This is a genomic window from Curtobacterium sp. MCSS17_007 (assembly GCF_003234175.2).
In the GTDB taxonomy this organism is placed as follows: Bacteria; Actinomycetota; Actinomycetes; order Actinomycetales; family Microbacteriaceae; genus Curtobacterium.
The window spans coordinates 64,169-81,601 of the sequence record NZ_CP126257.1; the positions used below are offsets into that span (position 1 = coordinate 64,169).

Consider the following 17,433-nt stretch of genomic DNA (forward strand, 5'->3'; position numbering starts at 1 on the left):
CCACGACGGACTACCGCGCTGGCCGCGGTCGGCGCAGCCCGAGCGCCACCACCGCGACGAGGTTCACCGCACTCCCCACCAGGAACCCCGTGCTGCCCCCGGCGACCCCGGTCGTCGGCGCGAGCACCGCCATGAGCACCACCCCGACCGCGAACCCCGCGACCGACGCCAGCGCCACCTGCCGCGACCGTCCGGACGCCAGCAGGAGTGCCGCCGGCACGAGCCCGACGGTGAACACCCACACCCCGACCATCAGGTACCGCAGGTCTGCCACGGCCGCAGCCCCCTCGGCGGGGTAGACGATCGGCAGGAACCACCCGGCGAGCCACGCCACGAGCCCGAACACCACGGCGGTCCCCACGGCGAAGCCCCCGACGAGCAGCAGCGCGCCGCGGGACCGCAGCGACCCGCCGTCCGACCGGTGCGCGAACGCCGGCACGAGCACCTGCCCGAGCGCCTGCCCGACCATCGACGCCGGCGTCGCCAGGGTGAACGCCGCGGCGTACACCCCGGCGTCGTGTGCCGAGGCGGTGACCTGCGCCGAGATCATCGCCAGCTGCAGCAGCCCGTTCGAGGTGGTGACCGCGAGCACGTTCCACGCCGCGAACGCGAGCAGGCCGGTCGTGGGCTCGACCGGTGCGCCGGCATCCGCGGCGCGGTTCCCCCGCGGCCAGCAGGCGATCGCGAACACGGTGTACCCGATCGCCAGGGGCAGCAGCACGAGCGGCTCGAGCCGGGCGACGCACGCCGCGACGAGCAACCCGAGGGCGAGCAGGCTCGTGACCGTGTCCCACAGCGCGACCCTGGGTGCCCGGTCGTACCCGAGCTGCGCACCGCGGGCGTAGCAGTACAGGCCGTACCCGACGACGACCCCGACACCGCCGACGACCATGCCCGGGCTGGCTCCCCAGGTCAGTGCGACCGGCACGGTGACGGCGGCGAGCACGACGCTCGACACCGCCATCGACACCCCGAGCAGCCGGTTCACCGCGGTGTCCGACCGTCGCCCGCGCAGCGCGATCGCCAGGACCCGCGACGCGGTGTTGCCCGCGGCGTTCGGCCAGAGCAGCGCGGTGAAGACGGACAGCGACAACAGCGCGGTCGTCTGCCCGAGGGTCTCGGTGCCGAAGACCCGGCCGACGACGACGGTGACGATGAGCTTCGCCAGGCCCTGCACGCCGATGCCGACGGTGGCGAGCAGCGCCGAGGACGCGACGCGCGATCGACCGGTCACCGCGCCAGCGCCTGTTCGACCCAGCCCCGGCGGTGCGCCCGCACCCCGAGGGTCACCGCCCGGACGCCGATGTAGCCGAGCGCGAAGGCCGCCCACAGTCCCGCGAGTGTGCCGCCGACCCACCACAGCAGCGGCAGGTACACGACCAGGTTCACGAGCCCCGCGACGGCCAGGTAGCGCGCGTCCCCGGCGCCGATGAGCACGCCGTCGAGCACGAACACGTAGCCGGCGACGGGCATCCCCACGGCGATGAGCACGAGTACGAGCGGCAGGGCCGAGCGCACCGCCGCCGAGTCCGAGAACACCGGACCGAGCAGACCGCTGACGGCCGAGGTCAGCACGCCGAGCAGCGCACCGCCCACGATGCCGAGCAGCACGAGCCGGCGCGTGACCAGCCGGACCCGATCGGGGTCACGTGCGCCCAGTCCGTGGCCGACGAGGGCCTGGCCGGCGATGGCCAGGGCGTCGAGCGCGAAGGCGAGCGTCGAGAAGACCGTGAGCCCGACCTGCGTCGTCGCGAGACCGGTGGTGCCGAGGCCCGAGGCGGTCGCGACGGTCGCGAGCATCGCCACGCGCAGCGACGTCGTTCGGAGGAACAGCCACGCCCCGGACCGGAGCGCCCGCACCACGCCGGAGGCTCCCGGGCGCAGCGGAGCGCCCGACGCCCGCGCGGCACGCACGGCGATCACGACGTACACGGCGGCCATGGCCCACTGCACGATGACGGTGCCGGCCGCGGAGCCCTCGACGCCCCAGCCCGCGCCGTAGATGAGCACGGCGTTGAGCAGCCCGTTCGCCACGAACCCGATCGTCGCCACGACGAGCGGCGTCCGCGTGTCCTGCAGCCCGCGCAGCAGACCGGTCGAGGCGGTCACGACGAGGATGCCCGGCAGCCCGATCAGGGACACCGTCAGGTAGGCGGTCGCAGCGGCCGAGACCTCGGCCGAGGCACCGAACAGGTCGACGAGCGGCCCGGCGAGCGGCCAGCCGACGAGCGCGAGCACGATCCCGAGGCCGAGCGCGAGCCACATGCCGTCGATGCCGGCGTGCACCGCTCCTCGACGGTCACCGCCGCCCAGGGCACGCGCCACCGCGGGGGTCGTCGAGTACGCCAGGAAGACGAGCAAGCCCGTGACCGTCTGCAGGACGACGCTCGCCAGGCCCACGGCCGCCAGCGCCGTCGCCCCGAGGTGTCCGACGAGCGCGGTGTCGGTGAGCAGGAACAGCGGCTCGACGACGAGCGCACCGAGGGCCGGCAGCGCGAGGCGGACGATGTCCCGGTCGACGGAGCGCCGTTCGGACGTCGCGGCGGGCGAGGACGGTCGGGGCACCGGCCCATCCTGCCGGAGTCGGAGCAGGACCGGCTCGTGCCGCCGTCGGTACGCTGCGCCCGTGGACCTCCTCGCGCTCGTGCCCGGCGCCGTCGCGGTGCCCGCCGTCCTGGCGCTGGTCCAGCTCACGGTCGGCGTGATCGGCCTGTCCTGACCGGACGCCGCTCGTCCGGTGCATCGGTGGAGCAGGAAGCGTCGAGTCGAGCACGTCCACCCGACGATCGCTGCTCCACGGAGCGGGCGGCTGGACCAAGCGACGGACGGGAGGCCCGTGGCGGGGTCGCCACGGGCCTCCCGTCCGGTGGTCCCGCGGCTCAGTCCGCGCGCGGCTCTGCCGGGATCGCCCCGGTGGCGGCGCGTGCCTCGTCCGACGCCTGCGGCGTCGCCGGGTCGGTCCCGCGGGCACGGCCGACCAGGTCCATCAGGTGGTACACGACGATCGCGGCGATCGTGCCGACGATGATGCCGCCGAAGGTCGCGCCACCGAACGAGAACGTGAAGTCGGCGATGCCCATGATGAGCGCGATGCCGGCGGTGAGCTGGTTCTTCGGCTTCGCGAAGTCGACGCGGTTCTCGACCCAGATGCGGATGCCGATGACGCCGATCAGGCCGTACAGGGCGGTGGTCGCACCGCCGAGCACGCCGGCGGGCACCGACGAGATGACCATGCCGACCTTCGGCGACAGACCGAGCAGGATCGCGACGATCGCCGCGACCCAGTACGCGGCCGTCGAGAAGACGCGGGTGGCGGCCATCACGCCGATGTTCTCGCCGTAGGTGGTCGTCGCGGAACCACCGCCGGCGCCGGCGAGCACGGTCGAGACGCCGTCGGCGAGGAGCGCGCGACCCGTGAGCGGCGTGAGGTCCCGGCCGGTCAGCTGGCCGACGCCCTTGACGTGCCCGACGTTCTCGGCGACCAGGGCGAGCACGACCGGCACGAAACCGAGGTAGATCGCGAGCTGACCCGGGTCGAAGGCCGGGGCGGTGAACGTCGGCAGGCCGATCCAGGGGGCGGACGCGACCTTCGAGAGGTCGACCTCGCCGGCGAGCAGGGCGGCCACGTAGCCGACCGCGACGCCGATGACGATCGACAGGCGACCGAGCAGCCCCTTGAACAGGACCGTGACGAGGATGATCGCCGCCAGGGTGACCAGCGCGACGACCGGCGCCTTCGTGAAGTTGTCGCGGGCAGCCGGCGCGAGGTTGAAGCCGATGAGTGCGACGATCGCTCCCGAGACGACCGGGGGCATCAGACGGTCGATCCACCCGGCCCCGGCGAGGTGCACGATCGCACCGACGAGCGCCAGCAGGACGCCGACCACGATGATCCCGGACAGCGCCAGCGGGATGCCGCCGATCTTCGTCGCGGCACCGATCGGGGCGAGGAACGCGAACGACGAGCCGAGGTAGCTCGGCAGCCGGTTGCCGGTGATGAGCAGGAACAGGATCGTGCCGATGCCGCTGAAGAGCAGGGTCGTCGAGGGCGGGAAGCCCGTGATGAGCGGCACCAGGAAGGTGGCGCCGAACATCGCGACGACGTGCTGGACGCCGAGCCCGATCGTGCGACCCCAGGAGAGGCGCTCGTCCGGCGCCACGATGGTCGAGGAGGAGACGGTCGCGCCGTCACCGTGCAGCTTCCAGCCGAGTCCCATGGCAGCACCGTAGCGGCTGCGGGGCTCCTGGTGCGGGTGCTCCGGTCCTGCTGTGGGTGCTCTGGTCCTGCTGCGGGTCCTAGTGCCGTCCGGCGTCCGTACCTCGGGAGCGCTCGCGACGACGGACGACGAGCGTGCCGGTGCCCTGCGCCACGAAGTACACGGCGGAGGCGGCGAGGAGGACCGCCACGACGACCGAGCCGGCGGACAGGCCCCTCGCGACGAGCTGCACGACCGCGACCGCGAGGAAGACGCCGCCCATCACGATGACGACGACGGGGTTCTGCGCGACGAAGAAGCGCCGCCCCCCGTTGGCGTCGGCGATCGCCTGGGAGCGGGCCCGCGCCACCGCGTCGGGGGATCGGCCTTCGCGGCGATCCGCGGCTCGGCGGCGTGCACGCACGCCGAACCACACGACGGCACCGATCACGACCGCCGCAGCGTACGCGAGCGGTGTCGGGGTCCGGAGCAACCCCGACACGAACAGCACCGCGCCGCCCGTGACGATGCCAGCGACCGACGCGGTCGTCCAGGTGTCGGTGCGGCCGTCGACCCCGGTGACGTACCCGGGGCGCCGTGAGTACGGGTCGTGCGGCTCGTGCTGGCTGTCCTGCGACGGCGCGTCCGGGCCTGGTCGGTCTCCCACGTCGTCGAACCTACGCATCGAGCCCTCGGTGCTTCCGCACCGGCGTGTCCCCGGCCGTCGTCACCCGATCGGCAACGCTCGCCGCCCGAGGCTGCCGTGCAGCCCGACCGACCGTGGGATCCTGTCCCCGGTGGTGACATCGGCTGGTCAGCCCTGCTCGTGTGCTGCGGCGGTCCTTGCGTCCGCGCTGCTGCACCCTGAGCCGAGGGAGCGCCTCCGTCCAGACCGAGCACCCGCGAACACGCAACTCCGGAGAGGGACGCACAGCTGCACATGACATGGTTCCGACGTACCAGCACCCGGCTCGCGGCTCGGCAGGACGCTCGACCCTGGACCGACCTGGTGGTCGTCGCCGCCGTCGTCTTCGTGGTGGCTGCGTCCGTCGCACGGGCCTTCACCTACCCACCGTTGGAGGGTGGCGACGAGCCCGCGCACTTCGACTACGTCCTGTCGGTGTGGCACGCACACCTGCCCGTCTTCGAGGACGGCATCACCCACCACGCCCCGTTCGGCAGCACGACGCCGGTGCAGTGGGTCGCGCAGCACCCGCCGCTGTACTACCTCGTCCTCGCCCCGGTCGTGGGGCCGCTCTTCGACAGCGGCGATGCCCTGCTCGCGGTACTGGCCGGACGTCTCATGAGTGCCGTGATGGCCGGCGGTGTGGTCCTCGCCTCGGCCTGGGCCGCATGGCGGTGCTTCCCCACCGCGCGCCTGCTCCCGGGCGCGGTCGCCGTCGTCACGGCCTTCGCCGGCATGCTCGTCCAACAGGGTGGTTCGATCTACAACGACGTCCTCTTCGTGCTGTTCTCGGTGCTCGCCTGCGGGATCGCCGGCGCAGCGCTGCGGACCGGTGTCACGAGCAGGCTCCTGGTCGGCGCCGCGATCGTCGGCGCCGGGGGCATGGCGACCCGCCTGTCCTTCGCACTCTGGCTCGTCGCCCTGGTCGTCGCACTGGCGGTCGCCCGCACCGTGCGGTTCGGCAGGCTCACCGGCGTGCCGGCGCGTCTGCTCGCGGCCGCCGTCCCCGTCGTCACCGCCGCGCTCGCGTCGGGGTGGTTCTGGTTCCGCAACCAGCAGCTGACCGGGTCCTTCAGCGGTCGGCAGGCGGACTGGGGGATCGAGAACATGGGGCGCGTCGTGCGCCCGAGGACGGAGGTCGCGACGGACCCGGACTTCTGGACCGGACTGTTCGGGATCTACCGGGGCGTCCTGGACCCGGCCGAGCCGATCCAGCTCGTGCAGTGGGTGCTCATGATCCTCCCGATGGTCCTCGCGGGCGTCGTCGGGCTCTGGGAGATCGGACGGTTCCGCACCGTGCCTGCGACCACCGGACGGCGACGTGACCGGACGTCGACGACGCTGATCGTGCTGATGTTCCTCGCGGTCGCCGCGATCCTGACGGTCGTCGAGATCGACTACGTCCACGGCGGTGGTGCGCCCAACACCCGCTACTCGCTGACGATCCTGCCGATCATCACCATCGTGATCGGCGCCGGACTCACCGCCCTGCCACGACTGTTCCCGGTGCTGCTCACCGCGTGGGTCCTGCTGGCCTGGGTGCCCTACCTGTCCCTCGTCGACCTGCAGGTGTCGACGATCGTGCCGGACGCGGCGGGGGTCGTCCAGGTGTCCGTCGGAGCGTCGGCGGTCGCCGCCGTGGTGATCGTCGTCGGCGCCTTCGGGGCTCGTCGGCGCGGCTGGCCGGCTGCAGTCACGCGGGGTTGAGGAGACGGGCGAGGAGCGAGGACCTGCACGACGCCGGCCGCCACGTGGACCAGATGGTCCCTGTGCTGTGCTGTGCTGTGCTGTGCTGTGCTGTGCTGTGCTGTGCTGTGCTGTGCTGTGCCGGGCCGTGCCGTGCAGGGATCGGGCCGGATGCACGCCTCGGCGGGCACGCCGCCGCGCAGGGACGGCACGCTCGGGGGACCGGGCGTGACTGACTCCGTGCCGACCGGGCACCGGTGGCTATCGTGGAGCGCATGACCGACGTCGCACGCACCTCAGGGATCCACACCGACGAGCTCGACCCGGACGTCCGCCCGCAGGACGACCTCTACCGGCACGTGAACGGGACGTGGATCGCCGAGACGCCGATCCCCGACGACAAGGCGCGCTACGGCTCGTTCACCGTGCTCGCCGAGGACGCCGAGGTCGCCGTGCGCGACATCATCGAGCGTTCGCAGAAGGCCGCGCCCGGCACCGAGGCGCGCAAGGTCGGCGACCTCTACACGTCCTTCACGGACGAGGAGCGCCTGGAGGCCCTGGGCACCGGCCCGATCGACCCGCTGCTCGGCGAGATCGACGCCGTCGAGACCGTCGACGACGTCATCGCGATGGTCGGACGCTTCGAGCGCCTGGGCCTGCCGGGCTTCGTGCAGCTCTTCGTCGACAACGACCCGGGTGACCCGGAGTCGTACGTCGTGTTCCTCGAGCAGTCGGGCCTGGGGCTGCCCGACGAGTCGTACTACCGCGAGGAACGCTTCGCCGACATCCGGGCGAAGTACCGCGAGTTCGTCGCGTCGATGTTCCCGCTCGCGGGCTTCGCCGACGCCGGGCAGAGCACCGAGGCCGTCATCGCGCTGGAGACGGCGCTCGCCGCGGTGCACTGGGACAACGTCACCACCCGCGACAGCCAGAAGACCTACAACAAGATGTCGTGGGACGATGTCGCCGCGCTCGCGAAGGGCACGGACCTGCACCTGTGGTGGCAGGCGATCGGTGCTCCGGCCGGCGCCTTCGAGACCGTCGTGGTCCGCGAGCCGTCCTTCATCACGGGCCTGGCCGACCTCCTGCACTCGCAGCCGCTCGACGCCTGGAAGGACTGGCTGCGCTGGCAGGTCATCCGTGGTTCAGCCGCGTACCTGACGAGCGCGATGTCCGCGACGAACTTCTCGTTCTACGGCACGGCCCTCACCGGTGCCCCGAAGCAGCGCGAGCGCTGGAAGCGCGGCGTCTCGCTGGTCGAGGGCGCGATGGGCGAGGCCGTCGGTCGCATCTACGTGCAGGAGCACTTCGACGAGACGTCCAAGGCCGAGATGGACGACCTCGTCGCCAACCTGGTCGAGGCGTACCGGCAGAGCATCACCGGGCTCGACTGGATGACCGACGAGACCCGCGCGCGTGCCCTCGACAAGCTCGACAAGTTCACGCCGAAGATCGGTTACCCGGTCAAGTGGCGCGACTACTCGGCCCTGGCGGTCAACCCCGACGACCTGATCGGCAACGTGCGGGCCGTCGCGAGCTTCCAGGTCGACCGCGAGCTCGGCAAGATCGGCGGGCCGATCGACCGCGACGAGTGGTTCATGACCCCGCAGACGATCAACGCCTACTACAACCCGGGCTTCAACGAGATCGTGTTCCCCGCGGCGATCCTGCAGTTCCCGTTCTTCGAGGCCTCGCGCGACGCGGCCTCGAACTACGGCGCGATCGGCGCGGTCATCGGGCACGAGATCGGCCACGGTTTCGACGACCAGGGCTCGCAGTACGACGGCGACGGCCGGCTCGAGAACTGGTGGACCGAGGCCGACCGCACGGCGTTCGAGGAGCGCACGAAGGCCCTCATCGCGCAGTACGACGCACTCGTGCCGACGGAGGTGCCGGACGGACACGTCAACGGCGCACTGACCATCGGCGAGAACATCGGCGACCTCGGCGGCCTGTCGATCGCGTGGAAGGCGTACCTGTTGTCCCTCGACGGCCAGGAGCCGCCGGTCGTCGACGGCCTGACCGGTGCCGAGCGGTTCTTCCTCAGCTGGGCGCAGGCCTGGCGGATGGCGATCCGGCCCGAGGAGGCCGCTCGGCTGCTGAGCATCGACCCGCACTCGCCGAACGAGTTCCGCTGCAACCAGATCGTGCGCAACATCGACGTGTTCTACGACACCTTCGGCGTGACCGAGTCGGACGCGATGTACCTCGACCCGGCCGAGCGCGTCTCGATCTGGTGATGACCGAGCCGGACGCGGCTCCGTCGTCCGAGCCGAGCGCGGAGTCGGGCGCCGACACGGGCGCCGCTCGCCGTTCCCGTCGCCGACAGCACGTCGGTGGCGGGGAGGGCACCCGCGCGCGCGGACGGCACCGCGGCGGTGCGGACGAACGGTTCGGCGCCACGGTGGAGGCGCTCGGTGCGGTCGCTCGCGAGGGTGCCGGCGTCAGCGCGTCGATCATCGACACGTCGACCGGCAAGGCCCTGCTGGCCGTCGACGACACCCTCGTGCAGCCGGTCGCGAGCCTCGGCCGGATCCTGCTGCTCATCGAGGTCGCGGCGCAGCTCGAGGACGGACGCCTGCACGGTGACCGGCTCCAGCGGATGGCGCGTGACACCGCGACCGGTGCCGGCCTCTGGCAGTTCCTGCAGGAGCCGACGATGCAGGTGCCGGACCTGGCCACCCTCGTCGGTGCGACTGCGGACGCCTGGGCGATGAACGCCCTGCTGTCCTCCGTCGGCATCGACGCCGTCCGGGAACGTGCCGAGGCGCTCGGCATCGACCGGACGGCCCTCATCGACCGCATCCGCGACCGTCGCGGACCGGACGACGCCCCGGATGCCTCGGTCGCGCCGACGGGGGAACTCGCGTGGCTCATGCGCGGCCTCGCGCTCGGTGAGGTCGTCGACGAGGCGGTGTCGAACCGGGTGCTCGGCTGGCTGTCCCTCGCCAGCGACACCACGCTGGTGGCCGGTGCGTTCGGGCTCGATCCGCTCGCGCACCGGGCGCTCGACCACGGACTGCAGGCCGTCGTGGTCACCGGCTCGTCGACCGGGGTCCGTGCCGAGGCGGGGATCCTGCGCGGCCCGGGGTCGTCGGTGAGCTACGCCGTCACCGTGACCTTCGACGACGCGACGCTCCAGCGGCGGCTCGCGGTCGTCGAGGCCCTGCGCACGATGGGCACCGAGGTGCTCGAGGCCGTGCACGCAGCGTCGTACCGCTGACCGAGGACGACGGTCAGAGGCCGAGCCGGATCGCCAGCCCGAGCCGGTTGGCGAACCGTGCGATGACCTCCGCCTCGGCGTCGGACAGCTCGTCGACGACCTGCACCAGGGGTGACGTGATGTGCCCGTAGGCCTGCTCGAGGTCCGCGGCGGCGTCCGCCGAGGGGATGACGACGATGCCCCGGCGGTCGCGCGGGTTCGGACGCCGCTCGGCACGTCCGGCACGACTCAGGCGGTCGACGAGCTTCGTCACCGCGGCGGTCGTGATGCCGAGGCGCGACGCGAGTGCCGTCGGGCTGAGGGGACGGTCCGCCGCGGCCGCCTGCACCACGTGCAGCAGGGCGAGCGCGTCGGTCGAGCGGAGGTCGAGCTTCCGGAGCGCGGCATCGTCGGCCTCGTGCACGCTCTCGCCGAGCGCCTCGAGCCCCGCGATCGCCTCGGCCCCCGCAGCCGTCCTGGCCCGTGCCGGGAGGTGCGGTCGGGCAGCTCGTCCTTCGTTCTCCTGCACCGTGGGCTCCCTTCGATGTCCGTCGGACGCGGTCCGCAGCACGCGTGACCGCGTACATCGTCCTAACCGTGGAAGTAGTCAACCAGGTGAGACGACCGTGTGGTGCGCACCTGCCGGAACCAGTCGGTGGGCACGATGAAGAGGATCAGCATGACGAACACAGCAGCAAGCCCCGCCCGGCACGACTCCGCCGTCCGCCGCACCTGGACCGAGACCAAGGCCGCCGTGAAGACCACGGAGTTCTACGCCTGGCTCGTGGTGTCGATCGCGATCCTGATCGCGTCGGCCGTCGTCGACAACGGCGATGACGGCCAGGGATTCGGCGCGGACAAGGCGTGGTCCTACGTCGCACTCGTGACGGTGGCGTACATCCTCAGCCGCGGCATCGCGAAGGCCGGCGTCCACAAGTCGGACGACCGTGACGACGACCGCCGCGTCGTCTGACCGGACGCCCGCGCGAGCACCGGCGACGGGCGGTCACCCTGCGGGGTGACCGCCCGTCGCGACGTCGGGTGCCGACGTGCCCGGGGCCGGCTCAGTCCGCGGCCTGCCCCTCGGGCACGAGCCCCTGCACGCTCAACAACCCCGCATCGGTCGACCGGCAGGCGGTGACACCCGGATCGCGCACGAACAGTGACTCGGTCGATCCGGGCGGGTAGACGCGGAACCCGTCCGCTGCCACGGGTTCGCACTTCGCGGCCGGGTAGTCCTCCGCCTGGGTGATCTGCAGCGGTGCGACGGCCACGGCACCCGGCGCGAGCGTCACCGTCGGGTGCGCCGACGCCTCGTCACGCCTGGCCGCTGCGCCGATCTGCTCGCCGGAGCCGCCGCCGACGAAGGAGACCCCGGGCCAGCCCTGCAGCGTGCAGGTCGTCGAGCCGGTGTTGCGGAGCGCCAGGTGCACGACCGTGCTCCCGGCGGCTCCACCGCTGCCGGACTCGACGCTGCCCGCGAGGGATCCGGTCCCACAACGACCGCCATCGCCGCCGCTCGCCGACTCACCCGCCCCGGAGGGTGACGAGGACGACGGAGCCGGCGCCGACGACGCTACGGACGACGACGAGCCGCCGGCGGGAGCCGTCACGGTCTCGGTCGCGGTCGGCGCCGTGTCCGGCCCGCCCGACGAGCAGCCGGAGAGCGCGAGCGCGAGCACGACCCCGGTGCTCGCGAGGACGATGGGTGCGCGAGAGCTGCGGTGCATGCCTCGACGCAACACCCGGCCGGCGCCACGGGACTCGGGGAGCGTCCAGTCGTCACGGGCACACTCGCGTCACAGCCAGGAACACGAGCGACGGAGGTCGGAAGATGGCAGGCAAGCACGAACAGGCACGCGGCGACGAGGGCCGCGCGGACGGCGTCGAGCCCCGCGCCGGAGCCTTCACCGACAGCGAGATCCCGGGCGAGCACCACGTCGACTCGAACGAGCCCGCGGGTGAGTTCGTCTCGAGCGAGATCCCCGGTGAGACGCGGCCCGAGGGGGCTCCCGCAGCCGATCCCGGTGAGTACGTCGAGTCGGACATCCCGGGCGAGGTCGAGCCCTCGTCGGACGGCGAGACCGGGCACTACGTCGACAAGGACGAGTGAGCGGGGCTCCGGTGGCTGACCAGGTCCTCATGCCCGCCGGGCGCTAGTCGACGAGACCGGCGGCGACCAGCCGGCGGAGCGTCTCGACGCCCGCCGGCGGGCACCGGTCGGCGTCGGCCGAGGTGACCCACTCGACCTCGTCCACCTCTGCGGAGGCGACGGGTGAGGCGGAGTCCGCCGTGCCTCCCGGCCGGACCGTGAACAGGGTCATCGCGACCATGGTGCCCGCACCCTGGCCGTGTGCGGCCTCGAGCACCGTGCCGAACGGCTCGAGGTCAGCCTCGGTCAGGTGCAGGCCGGTCTCCTCGCGTGCCTCGCGGATCGCCGCCTGCACGTCGGTCTCGTGCGGCTCGGCCTTGCCGCCGGGCAGGTAGAGCACGTCACGTCCGCGGGCACGCACCATCAGGACCCGTCGGTCACGCACCAGCAGCAGCGCGCTGACGCGCAGGGTCCGGGCGTCGGTCGGAGGGCCCACGCGCCCCGGTTCCGGGGCGCCGTGGAGCCTGCGGAACGGCGGGCCGGCCGAGGGCGTGGGGCGGCTCAGCTCGCGTCCGCCTCGTCGGCGCGCTCCGCCGCGGCCCGCTCGGGCGCGGTGCGCTCCGCGAGCGGCACGACCGGTGACGGCAGCTCCGCCTCGGGCTCGGGACGGACCCCGAAGAGGGCGTCGAGCGCCCCGACGAACTCCTCGCCGCGACCGGCGCGACCGAGCTCACGGGCGCGCACCGAGGGGCGGTGCAGCAGGACCCCGACCAGGTGCCGGAGCGCCCGCTCGGTCTGCTCGACGGACGCCGGGTCACCGTCGCGACGCTTCGCGCGGTCGATCTCGTCGTCGAGGATGTCGAAGACGTGCTTCCGGAACGCCACGAGCGCCGGCGTGGTCGACTGCTCGAGCGCCTGCGCCCGGAACCGGGACACGGCGTCGTCGACCATCTGACGGGCCTCGGACTCGGCGTTCAGCTCGGCGATCGGCGCGTGGATGCTGATGGTCTCGAGGTCGAGCAGCTCGACGCCGTCGACGTCGGCCGCGTCCGGGTCGACGTTGCGGGGGAGCCCGAGGTCGATCACGATGCGGCGCTGCCCGTCGTCGAGGTCCGCCGGTTCGACGACCGGGACCTCGCTCGAGGTGCAGGTGATGACGACGTCGCTCGTGCCGATCGCCTGGCGCAGGTCGGTCGCGGCGACGAGGTCGTGCTTGGCGGCGAACCACGGTGCGCGGCCCGACGGCGAGAAGACCTGGATGTTCGCGGCACCGCGGTCGCGCAGGGCCGCGATGGTGGTCGCGGCGTAGCTGCCGGTGCCGACGAGCAGGACACGGGTCCGGGCCCAGTCGGTGATGCGGGAGGACGCGAGTTCGAGGCCGAGGCGGACGAGCGAGCGACCGGCGGCACCGATGCGGGTGCGGGTCTTGACGCCGCGGGAGGTGTGGGCGGCCTCCTGGAACAGGCGCTCGAGGTCCGAGGTGGTGGTGCCGTTGGCGCGGGCGTCCTCGAGGGCGCGGCGGACCTGGCCGGAGATCTCGGTCTCGCCGACGACGACGGACTCGAGCCCGCTCGACACGGCGAACAGGTGCTGCACGACGTCCCCGCCGCCGAGCACGCTGACGGACTCGGCGACCTCGGCGGGCACGAGGTCACTGGCGGTGGCGACGGCGTCGACGGTGGCCGACACGGCGGAGTCGCGGTCGTCGCCCGCGATGTCGAGGTAGGCCTCGAAGCGGTTGCAGGTGGCGAGGACGACGGCTCCGTCGAGCACGTCGGAGTCCGTCACCAGACGGCTCGCGGCGGTCGGTGCGCCGATGCTCAGTCGCTCCAGGAGGTCGAAGCTGGCGTTGCGGTGCGACGCCGTGAGACAGATGAGCACGTGTTCCATGGTAACTCGCCATCGGTTCACCGACCGTTCGCCCTCCGCGTGCACAGCACACTGTGGGGTCCACACCGCGCAGACCGGTCTCTCCGGTCGCGGATGGGATGATCGGGGGGTGACCACCGCCGTGCCCTCCGCCCTGCCCGACAGCCACCCGCTCGTGACCGGCAGGACCGCGGGGTCACCGCTGGTCCGGGCGCTCCGCGGGGACCGACCGGAGACGCTCCCGGTGTGGTTCATGCGCCAGGCCGGCCGGTCGCTGCCGGAGTACCGCGAGCTGCGGGTCGGCACCGCGATGCTCGACGCGTGCCTCGACCCGGCGATGGCGTCCGAGATCACGCTGCAGCCGGTCCGTCGGCACGGGGTCGACGCGGGCATCTTCTTCAGCGACATCGTCGTCCCGATCAAGCTCGCGGGCGTGGACGTCGAGATCGTCCCCGGCCGCGGTCCGGTGCTCGGGTCGCCCATCCGCACGGCGGCCGACGTCGACGCGCTCGCTCCGCTCGACCCGGACGCCCTCGCGCCGATCACCGAGGCCGTGCAGCGCACCGTCGCCGAGCTCGGCGACACCCCGCTCATCGGCTTCGCGGGGGCGCCGTTCACGCTCGCCGCCTACCTGGTCGAGGGCGGGCCCTCCAAGGACCACATCCGTGCCCGTACGCTGATGCACAGCGACCCGGAGACCTGGGCGCGCCTGCTCGACTGGGCGGCCGGCGTCTCCGGCGCGTTCCTCCGTGCGCAGGTGACGGCCGGCGCCTCGGCCGCGCAGCTCTTCGACTCGTGGGTCGGCTCGCTGTCCCGCGCGGACTACGTCGCCTCGGTCGCGCCGCACTCCGCGACGGCGCTGTCGCACGTGGCCGACCTCGGGGTCCCGCGCACCCACTTCGGCGTCGGCAGCGGCGAGGTCCTGCACGAGATGACGACGCTCGGCGACCCGACGGACACCGTCGCGGTCGACGCCGTCGGCGTCGACTGGCGCGTCCCGCTCGACGAGGCCGTGCGCCGCGTCGGCACCGGCGTGACCGTGCAGGGCAACATCGACCCGGCGATGCTGGCCGCCCCGTGGGAGGTGCTCGAGGCCCACGTGCGCGACGTCGTCCGCCGGGGCGGCGCGGCCCGGGCGCACGTGGTCAACCTCGGGCACGGTGTCCCGCCGGAGACCGACCCGACCGTGCTCACCCGTGTGGTCGAGCTGATCCACGGGCTGGGCGACGGCCGGGGCGACGGGACGGGAGTCGCGGCGTGACCGACGTCGTCGTGGTCGGCGGCGGGGTCGCCGGCCTGGTCGCCGCGCGTGACCTGGCGAAGGCCGGTGCGCACGTCGTGCTCGTCGAAGCGGGGGACCGCCTGGGTGGCATGCTCCGCCGCCACACCGTCGACGGGCTCGACCTCGACATGGGGGCCGAGTCCTTCGCGACCCGGAACGACGCCGTCGAGCGGCTCGCGATCGAACTCGGCCTCGGGAACGACATCGTGTCGCCGGATCCCCGTGGGGCGTGGCTGATGACCCGCGACGGCAGGACGGCCCCGATCCCGCAGACCGGCTTCCTCGGGATCCCCGGCAGCCCGATGGCGGCGGACGTCCTCGCCGTGATCGGCCAGGGCGGCGGACTCCGTGCGCAGATGGACTCGCTGCTGCCGTCGCCCGTCGGTGCCCGTGCGCAGTCGCTCGGTGCGCTCGTGCGGAAGCGCATGGGGGAGCGCGTGCTCGACGACCTGGTCGTGCCGGTCGCGGGCGGGGTGTACTCCACGCACCCGGACCAGCTCGATCCGGACCGCGTGGCCCCGGGTCTCCGCGCGGCCCTGCAGCGCGAGGGGTCCCTCGCCCGCGCCGTGCTCGCCCTGCGTGCCCGTTCCGCCGCGGGTTCGGCGGTGCAGGGGATCCGGGGTGGGATCGTCCGGCTCGTCGACGAGCTCGTGGCCGACCTCGAGACCTACCGCGTCGACGTGCGGCTGGGCACCCGCGCCACGGCGGTCGAGCGCTTCGCCGTCGAGACCGTCACCGCCGACGGCACGCGGGAGCGCCTGTCCGCGCAGCACGTGCTCGCCTCCACGGCCGACCCAGCACGCACCGCGGCGCCGGACCGCACCGGGATCGAGCTCGTGACGCTCGTCGTCGACCAGCCGGAGCTCGACACCGGGCCGCGCGGCACCGGGATGCTCGTGCACCCGGAGGCCGACGGCGTCCGGGCGAAGGCGCTCACGCACGCGACCGTGAAGTGGCCGTGGCTCGCCGAGGCGGCAGCGGGGCGGCACGTCCTGCGGCTCAGCTACGCGACGCGACCCGAGGTCGACGGCAGCGGCGTCGCGGAGACGGGGACGAGCCTCCCGGTCGAGCCGGACGACGCCATCGGGACCCGCGCGACCGCCGATGCCACCGCACTGCTCGGCGTCCCGGTCACCGCCGACCGCGTGCGGGGCGCGGCGCGCGTGCGCTGGTACGGCCCGGACCTGACGGCCGCCGGCCTGGCGGAGGGCGTCGTGGGCATCGGCGAGGCCTCGACGGGGCGCGGGCTGGCGGGCATCGTCGCCGCCGCCCGGGCGTCCGCTGGACGCGTTCTGGATTCCTGAGCGGACCCGGGAGCGCCCGAGGGCTACTGTGGACGAACGCCGGACGTATTCCGTTCGGCGCATGACCACCGCACACCCTCAACAACGGAGGATCGCACATGCGAGGCAAGCTCCTGTTCGTCGCCGGCGCCGCTCTCGGGTACGTCCTGGGATCGCGAGCCGGACGGGCGCGGTACGAGCAGATCAAGACCGTCAGCGGCAAGATCTGGAACAACGGCAACGTGCAGAAGGGCGTGCACCAGGCCGAGGAGTTCATCCAGGACAAGGGCCCGGACGTCGCCGAGTTCGTCGGTGAGCAGACCAAGAAGGTCGTCCGCAAGGTCAGCCAGAAGAAGGACTCGACCACCTCATGACCGACACCCGCGACCGCAAGTCGCGATCGCTGTTCGGTCTGGTCGGGGACATCCCGAAGCTGGTCAAGAGCCTCGTCAAGGGCGAGATCGACCTGCTGAAGGCCGAGATGATCGCCAAGGCGAAGGTCTTCGGCCTCGCCGCCGGGCTCCTCATCGGCGCCCTCGTCATCGTGCTGTACGCGATCGGCGTGCTGCTCACGGCGGCCGTCATGGGCCTCGCGACCGTGATGCCGGCGTGGCTCGCCGCGCTGCTGCTCGCCGTCGTCATGCTGATCGTCGCCGGCATCCTCGGGTTCGTCGGCTGGAAGCGCTTCAAGAAGGGCCTGCCCCTGACGCCGAAGCGCACGATCGACAGCGTCAAGGACGACATCAACGCCGTGAAGGGCCTGGGCAACAAGCCCGGCCAGCACGACCGGGTCCCCCGCTCCTGAGCGGCGGGACCGACACCCCGACCGGAGGACCCCTGTGACCGACCAGCACGACGACCTGGCGAACCGCGTCGCGGCGACCCGCACGCAGCTGTTCGAGACGCTCGACGCGATCGAGGACAAGCTCAACCTGCCGAAGCAGCTCGGCATCGCGGCGTCGAAGGTCAAGCAGGGGATCGACGAGAAGCCGGTGCCCTACCTGGCCGGCCTCGCAGCCGGCGTGGCGGTGGTCGGGAGTATCGTCGTGGTGGTGCTCCGACGGCGGTAGACCGCCTCTGATCGGTGGTCCTCCGGCCGCGGCGCGCAGCCACGACCCAGGCAACCGACAAGACGAGG

18 protein-coding genes are annotated in these 17,433 nt (G+C 72.8%); 10 read left to right on the plus strand and 8 right to left on the minus strand.

Annotated elements, in window-relative coordinates:
• Nucleotides 1-10 precede the first annotated feature (10 nt).
• From DEJ22_RS00320 to DEJ22_RS00335, 4 genes are all read right to left on the minus strand, one after another.
• Nucleotides 11-1,234: a lipopolysaccharide biosynthesis protein gene (locus DEJ22_RS00320; protein WP_111228083.1), complete on the minus strand. Its 1,224-nt coding sequence runs from the start codon at nucleotides 1,232-1,234 to the stop codon at nucleotides 11-13.
• Nucleotides 1,231-2,565: an MATE family efflux transporter gene (locus DEJ22_RS00325; protein WP_111228082.1), complete on the minus strand. Its 1,335-nt coding sequence runs from the start codon at nucleotides 2,563-2,565 to the stop codon at nucleotides 1,231-1,233. Before DEJ22_RS00325 ends, DEJ22_RS00320 begins: the two co-directional genes overlap by 4 nt.
• A 314-nt stretch (nucleotides 2,566-2,879) precedes the next feature.
• The gene (locus tag DEJ22_RS00330) at nucleotides 2,880-4,217 is read right to left on the minus strand and encodes a uracil-xanthine permease family protein (protein WP_111228081.1); all 1,338 of its coding nucleotides are present in this window, start codon (nucleotides 4,215-4,217) and stop codon (nucleotides 2,880-2,882) included.
• A 79-nt stretch (nucleotides 4,218-4,296) separates the two neighbouring features.
• Nucleotides 4,297-4,863: a hypothetical protein gene (locus DEJ22_RS00335; RefSeq protein WP_146241801.1), complete on the minus strand. Its 567-nt coding sequence runs from the start codon at nucleotides 4,861-4,863 to the stop codon at nucleotides 4,297-4,299.
• Between the two features lie 273 nt (nucleotides 4,864-5,136).
• Between DEJ22_RS00335 and DEJ22_RS00340 the strand changes: the two genes are divergently transcribed.
• From DEJ22_RS00340 to DEJ22_RS00350, 3 genes are all read left to right on the plus strand, one after another.
• Nucleotides 5,137-6,588 carry a glycosyltransferase family protein gene (locus DEJ22_RS00340; RefSeq protein ID WP_146241800.1) on the plus strand — a complete coding sequence of 484 codons (1,452 nt, stop codon included), beginning with the start codon at nucleotides 5,137-5,139 and terminating at the stop codon, nucleotides 6,586-6,588.
• A gap of 254 nt (nucleotides 6,589-6,842) precedes the next feature.
• Nucleotides 6,843-8,807, plus strand: a complete 1,965-nt coding sequence (locus DEJ22_RS00345; protein WP_111228182.1) for a M13 family metallopeptidase — start codon at nucleotides 6,843-6,845, stop codon at nucleotides 8,805-8,807.
• Nucleotides 8,807-9,790 carry a serine hydrolase gene (locus tag DEJ22_RS00350; RefSeq protein ID WP_111228078.1) on the plus strand — a complete coding sequence of 328 codons (984 nt, stop codon included), beginning with the start codon at nucleotides 8,807-8,809 and terminating at the stop codon, nucleotides 9,788-9,790. Before DEJ22_RS00345 ends, DEJ22_RS00350 begins: the two co-directional genes overlap by 1 nt.
• Before the next feature lie 13 nt (nucleotides 9,791-9,803).
• Here DEJ22_RS00350 and DEJ22_RS00355 read toward each other — a convergent pair whose 3' ends face one another.
• A complete protein-coding gene (locus DEJ22_RS00355; protein ID WP_181430962.1) occupies nucleotides 9,804-10,298 on the minus strand; it encodes a MarR family winged helix-turn-helix transcriptional regulator in 495 nt (164 codons plus the stop codon).
• Nucleotides 10,299-10,448: 150 nt separating this feature from the next.
• On the opposite strand from DEJ22_RS00355, the gene DEJ22_RS00360 reads away from it, so the two are divergent.
• Nucleotides 10,449-10,742, plus strand: a complete 294-nt coding sequence (locus DEJ22_RS00360; protein ID WP_146241799.1) for a hypothetical protein — start codon at nucleotides 10,449-10,451, stop codon at nucleotides 10,740-10,742.
• Nucleotides 10,743-10,833: 91 nt separating this feature from the next.
• Here the strand turns inward: DEJ22_RS00360 and DEJ22_RS00365 are convergent, their stop codons facing one another.
• Nucleotides 10,834-11,499: a DUF4232 domain-containing protein gene (locus tag DEJ22_RS00365; protein ID WP_111228075.1), complete on the minus strand. Its 666-nt coding sequence runs from the start codon at nucleotides 11,497-11,499 to the stop codon at nucleotides 10,834-10,836.
• Between the two features lie 104 nt (nucleotides 11,500-11,603).
• Between DEJ22_RS00365 and DEJ22_RS00370 the strand changes: the two genes are divergently transcribed.
• Nucleotides 11,604-11,882 (plus strand): hypothetical protein, encoded by a 279-nt coding sequence (locus DEJ22_RS00370; protein ID WP_111228074.1) that lies wholly within the window; start codon nucleotides 11,604-11,606, stop codon nucleotides 11,880-11,882.
• A 43-nt stretch (nucleotides 11,883-11,925) separates the two neighbouring features.
• Here DEJ22_RS00370 and DEJ22_RS00375 read toward each other — a convergent pair whose 3' ends face one another.
• Both DEJ22_RS00375 and DEJ22_RS00380 read right to left on the minus strand, forming a co-directional pair.
• Entirely contained in the window at nucleotides 11,926-12,357 is a 432-nt protein-coding gene (locus tag DEJ22_RS00375; RefSeq protein WP_258379714.1) for an NUDIX hydrolase, read from the minus strand.
• 65 nt (nucleotides 12,358-12,422) lie between these two features.
• The gene (locus DEJ22_RS00380) at nucleotides 12,423-13,742 is read right to left on the minus strand and encodes a glutamyl-tRNA reductase (RefSeq protein WP_111228180.1); all 1,320 of its coding nucleotides are present in this window, start codon (nucleotides 13,740-13,742) and stop codon (nucleotides 12,423-12,425) included.
• 118 nt (nucleotides 13,743-13,860) lie between these two features.
• Here DEJ22_RS00380 and hemE point away from each other — a divergent pair, with 118 nt between their 5' ends.
• The 5 genes from hemE to DEJ22_RS00405 all read left to right on the plus strand — a co-directional run bounded on the left by hemE (nucleotide 13,861) and on the right by DEJ22_RS00405 (nucleotide 17,365).
• Nucleotides 13,861-14,991, plus strand: a complete 1,131-nt coding sequence (hemE, locus tag DEJ22_RS00385; RefSeq protein WP_258379713.1) for a uroporphyrinogen decarboxylase — start codon at nucleotides 13,861-13,863, stop codon at nucleotides 14,989-14,991.
• Complete coding sequence (locus DEJ22_RS00390) at nucleotides 14,988-16,316, plus strand: protoporphyrinogen/coproporphyrinogen oxidase (RefSeq protein ID WP_111228072.1); 1,329 nt, start codon at nucleotides 14,988-14,990, stop codon at nucleotides 16,314-16,316. Before hemE ends, DEJ22_RS00390 begins: the two co-directional genes overlap by 4 nt.
• Before the next feature lie 98 nt (nucleotides 16,317-16,414).
• On the plus strand, nucleotides 16,415-16,669 hold the full coding sequence (locus tag DEJ22_RS00395; protein ID WP_066651317.1) for a hypothetical protein: 255 nt from the start codon (nucleotides 16,415-16,417) through the stop codon (nucleotides 16,667-16,669).
• On the plus strand, nucleotides 16,666-17,100 hold the full coding sequence (locus tag DEJ22_RS00400; protein ID WP_111228071.1) for a phage holin family protein: 435 nt from the start codon (nucleotides 16,666-16,668) through the stop codon (nucleotides 17,098-17,100). The genes DEJ22_RS00395 and DEJ22_RS00400 overlap by 4 nt, the downstream gene beginning before the upstream one ends.
• Nucleotides 17,101-17,134: 34 nt before the next feature.
• Nucleotides 17,135-17,365 carry a hypothetical protein gene (locus DEJ22_RS00405; RefSeq protein WP_111228070.1) on the plus strand — a complete coding sequence of 77 codons (231 nt, stop codon included), beginning with the start codon at nucleotides 17,135-17,137 and terminating at the stop codon, nucleotides 17,363-17,365.
• The last annotated feature ends 68 nt before the right edge of the window (nucleotides 17,366-17,433 follow it).

What these genes read in the sequence shown, in the direction of transcription:
- DEJ22_RS00345 (WP_111228182.1), top strand. Translation starts at nt 6,843, where the DNA reads ATGACCGACGTCGCACGCACCTCAGGGATCCACACCGACGAGCTCGAC.
- DEJ22_RS00365 (WP_111228075.1), bottom strand. Translation starts at nt 11,499, where the DNA reads ATGCACCGCAGCTCTCGCGCACCCATCGTCCTCGCGAGCACCGGGGTC.
- DEJ22_RS00395 (WP_066651317.1), top strand. Translation starts at nt 16,415, where the DNA reads ATGCGAGGCAAGCTCCTGTTCGTCGCCGGCGCCGCTCTCGGGTACGTC.
- DEJ22_RS00400 (WP_111228071.1), top strand. Translation starts at nt 16,666, where the DNA reads ATGACCGACACCCGCGACCGCAAGTCGCGATCGCTGTTCGGTCTGGTC.
- DEJ22_RS00360 (WP_146241799.1), top strand. Translation starts at nt 10,449, where the DNA reads ATGACGAACACAGCAGCAAGCCCCGCCCGGCACGACTCCGCCGTCCGC.
- DEJ22_RS00370 (WP_111228074.1), top strand. Translation starts at nt 11,604, where the DNA reads ATGGCAGGCAAGCACGAACAGGCACGCGGCGACGAGGGCCGCGCGGAC.
- DEJ22_RS00340 (WP_146241800.1), top strand. Translation starts at nt 5,137, where the DNA reads ATGACATGGTTCCGACGTACCAGCACCCGGCTCGCGGCTCGGCAGGAC.
- DEJ22_RS00350 (WP_111228078.1), top strand. Translation starts at nt 8,807, where the DNA reads ATGACCGAGCCGGACGCGGCTCCGTCGTCCGAGCCGAGCGCGGAGTCG.
- DEJ22_RS00330 (WP_111228081.1), bottom strand. Translation starts at nt 4,217, where the DNA reads ATGGGACTCGGCTGGAAGCTGCACGGTGACGGCGCGACCGTCTCCTCC.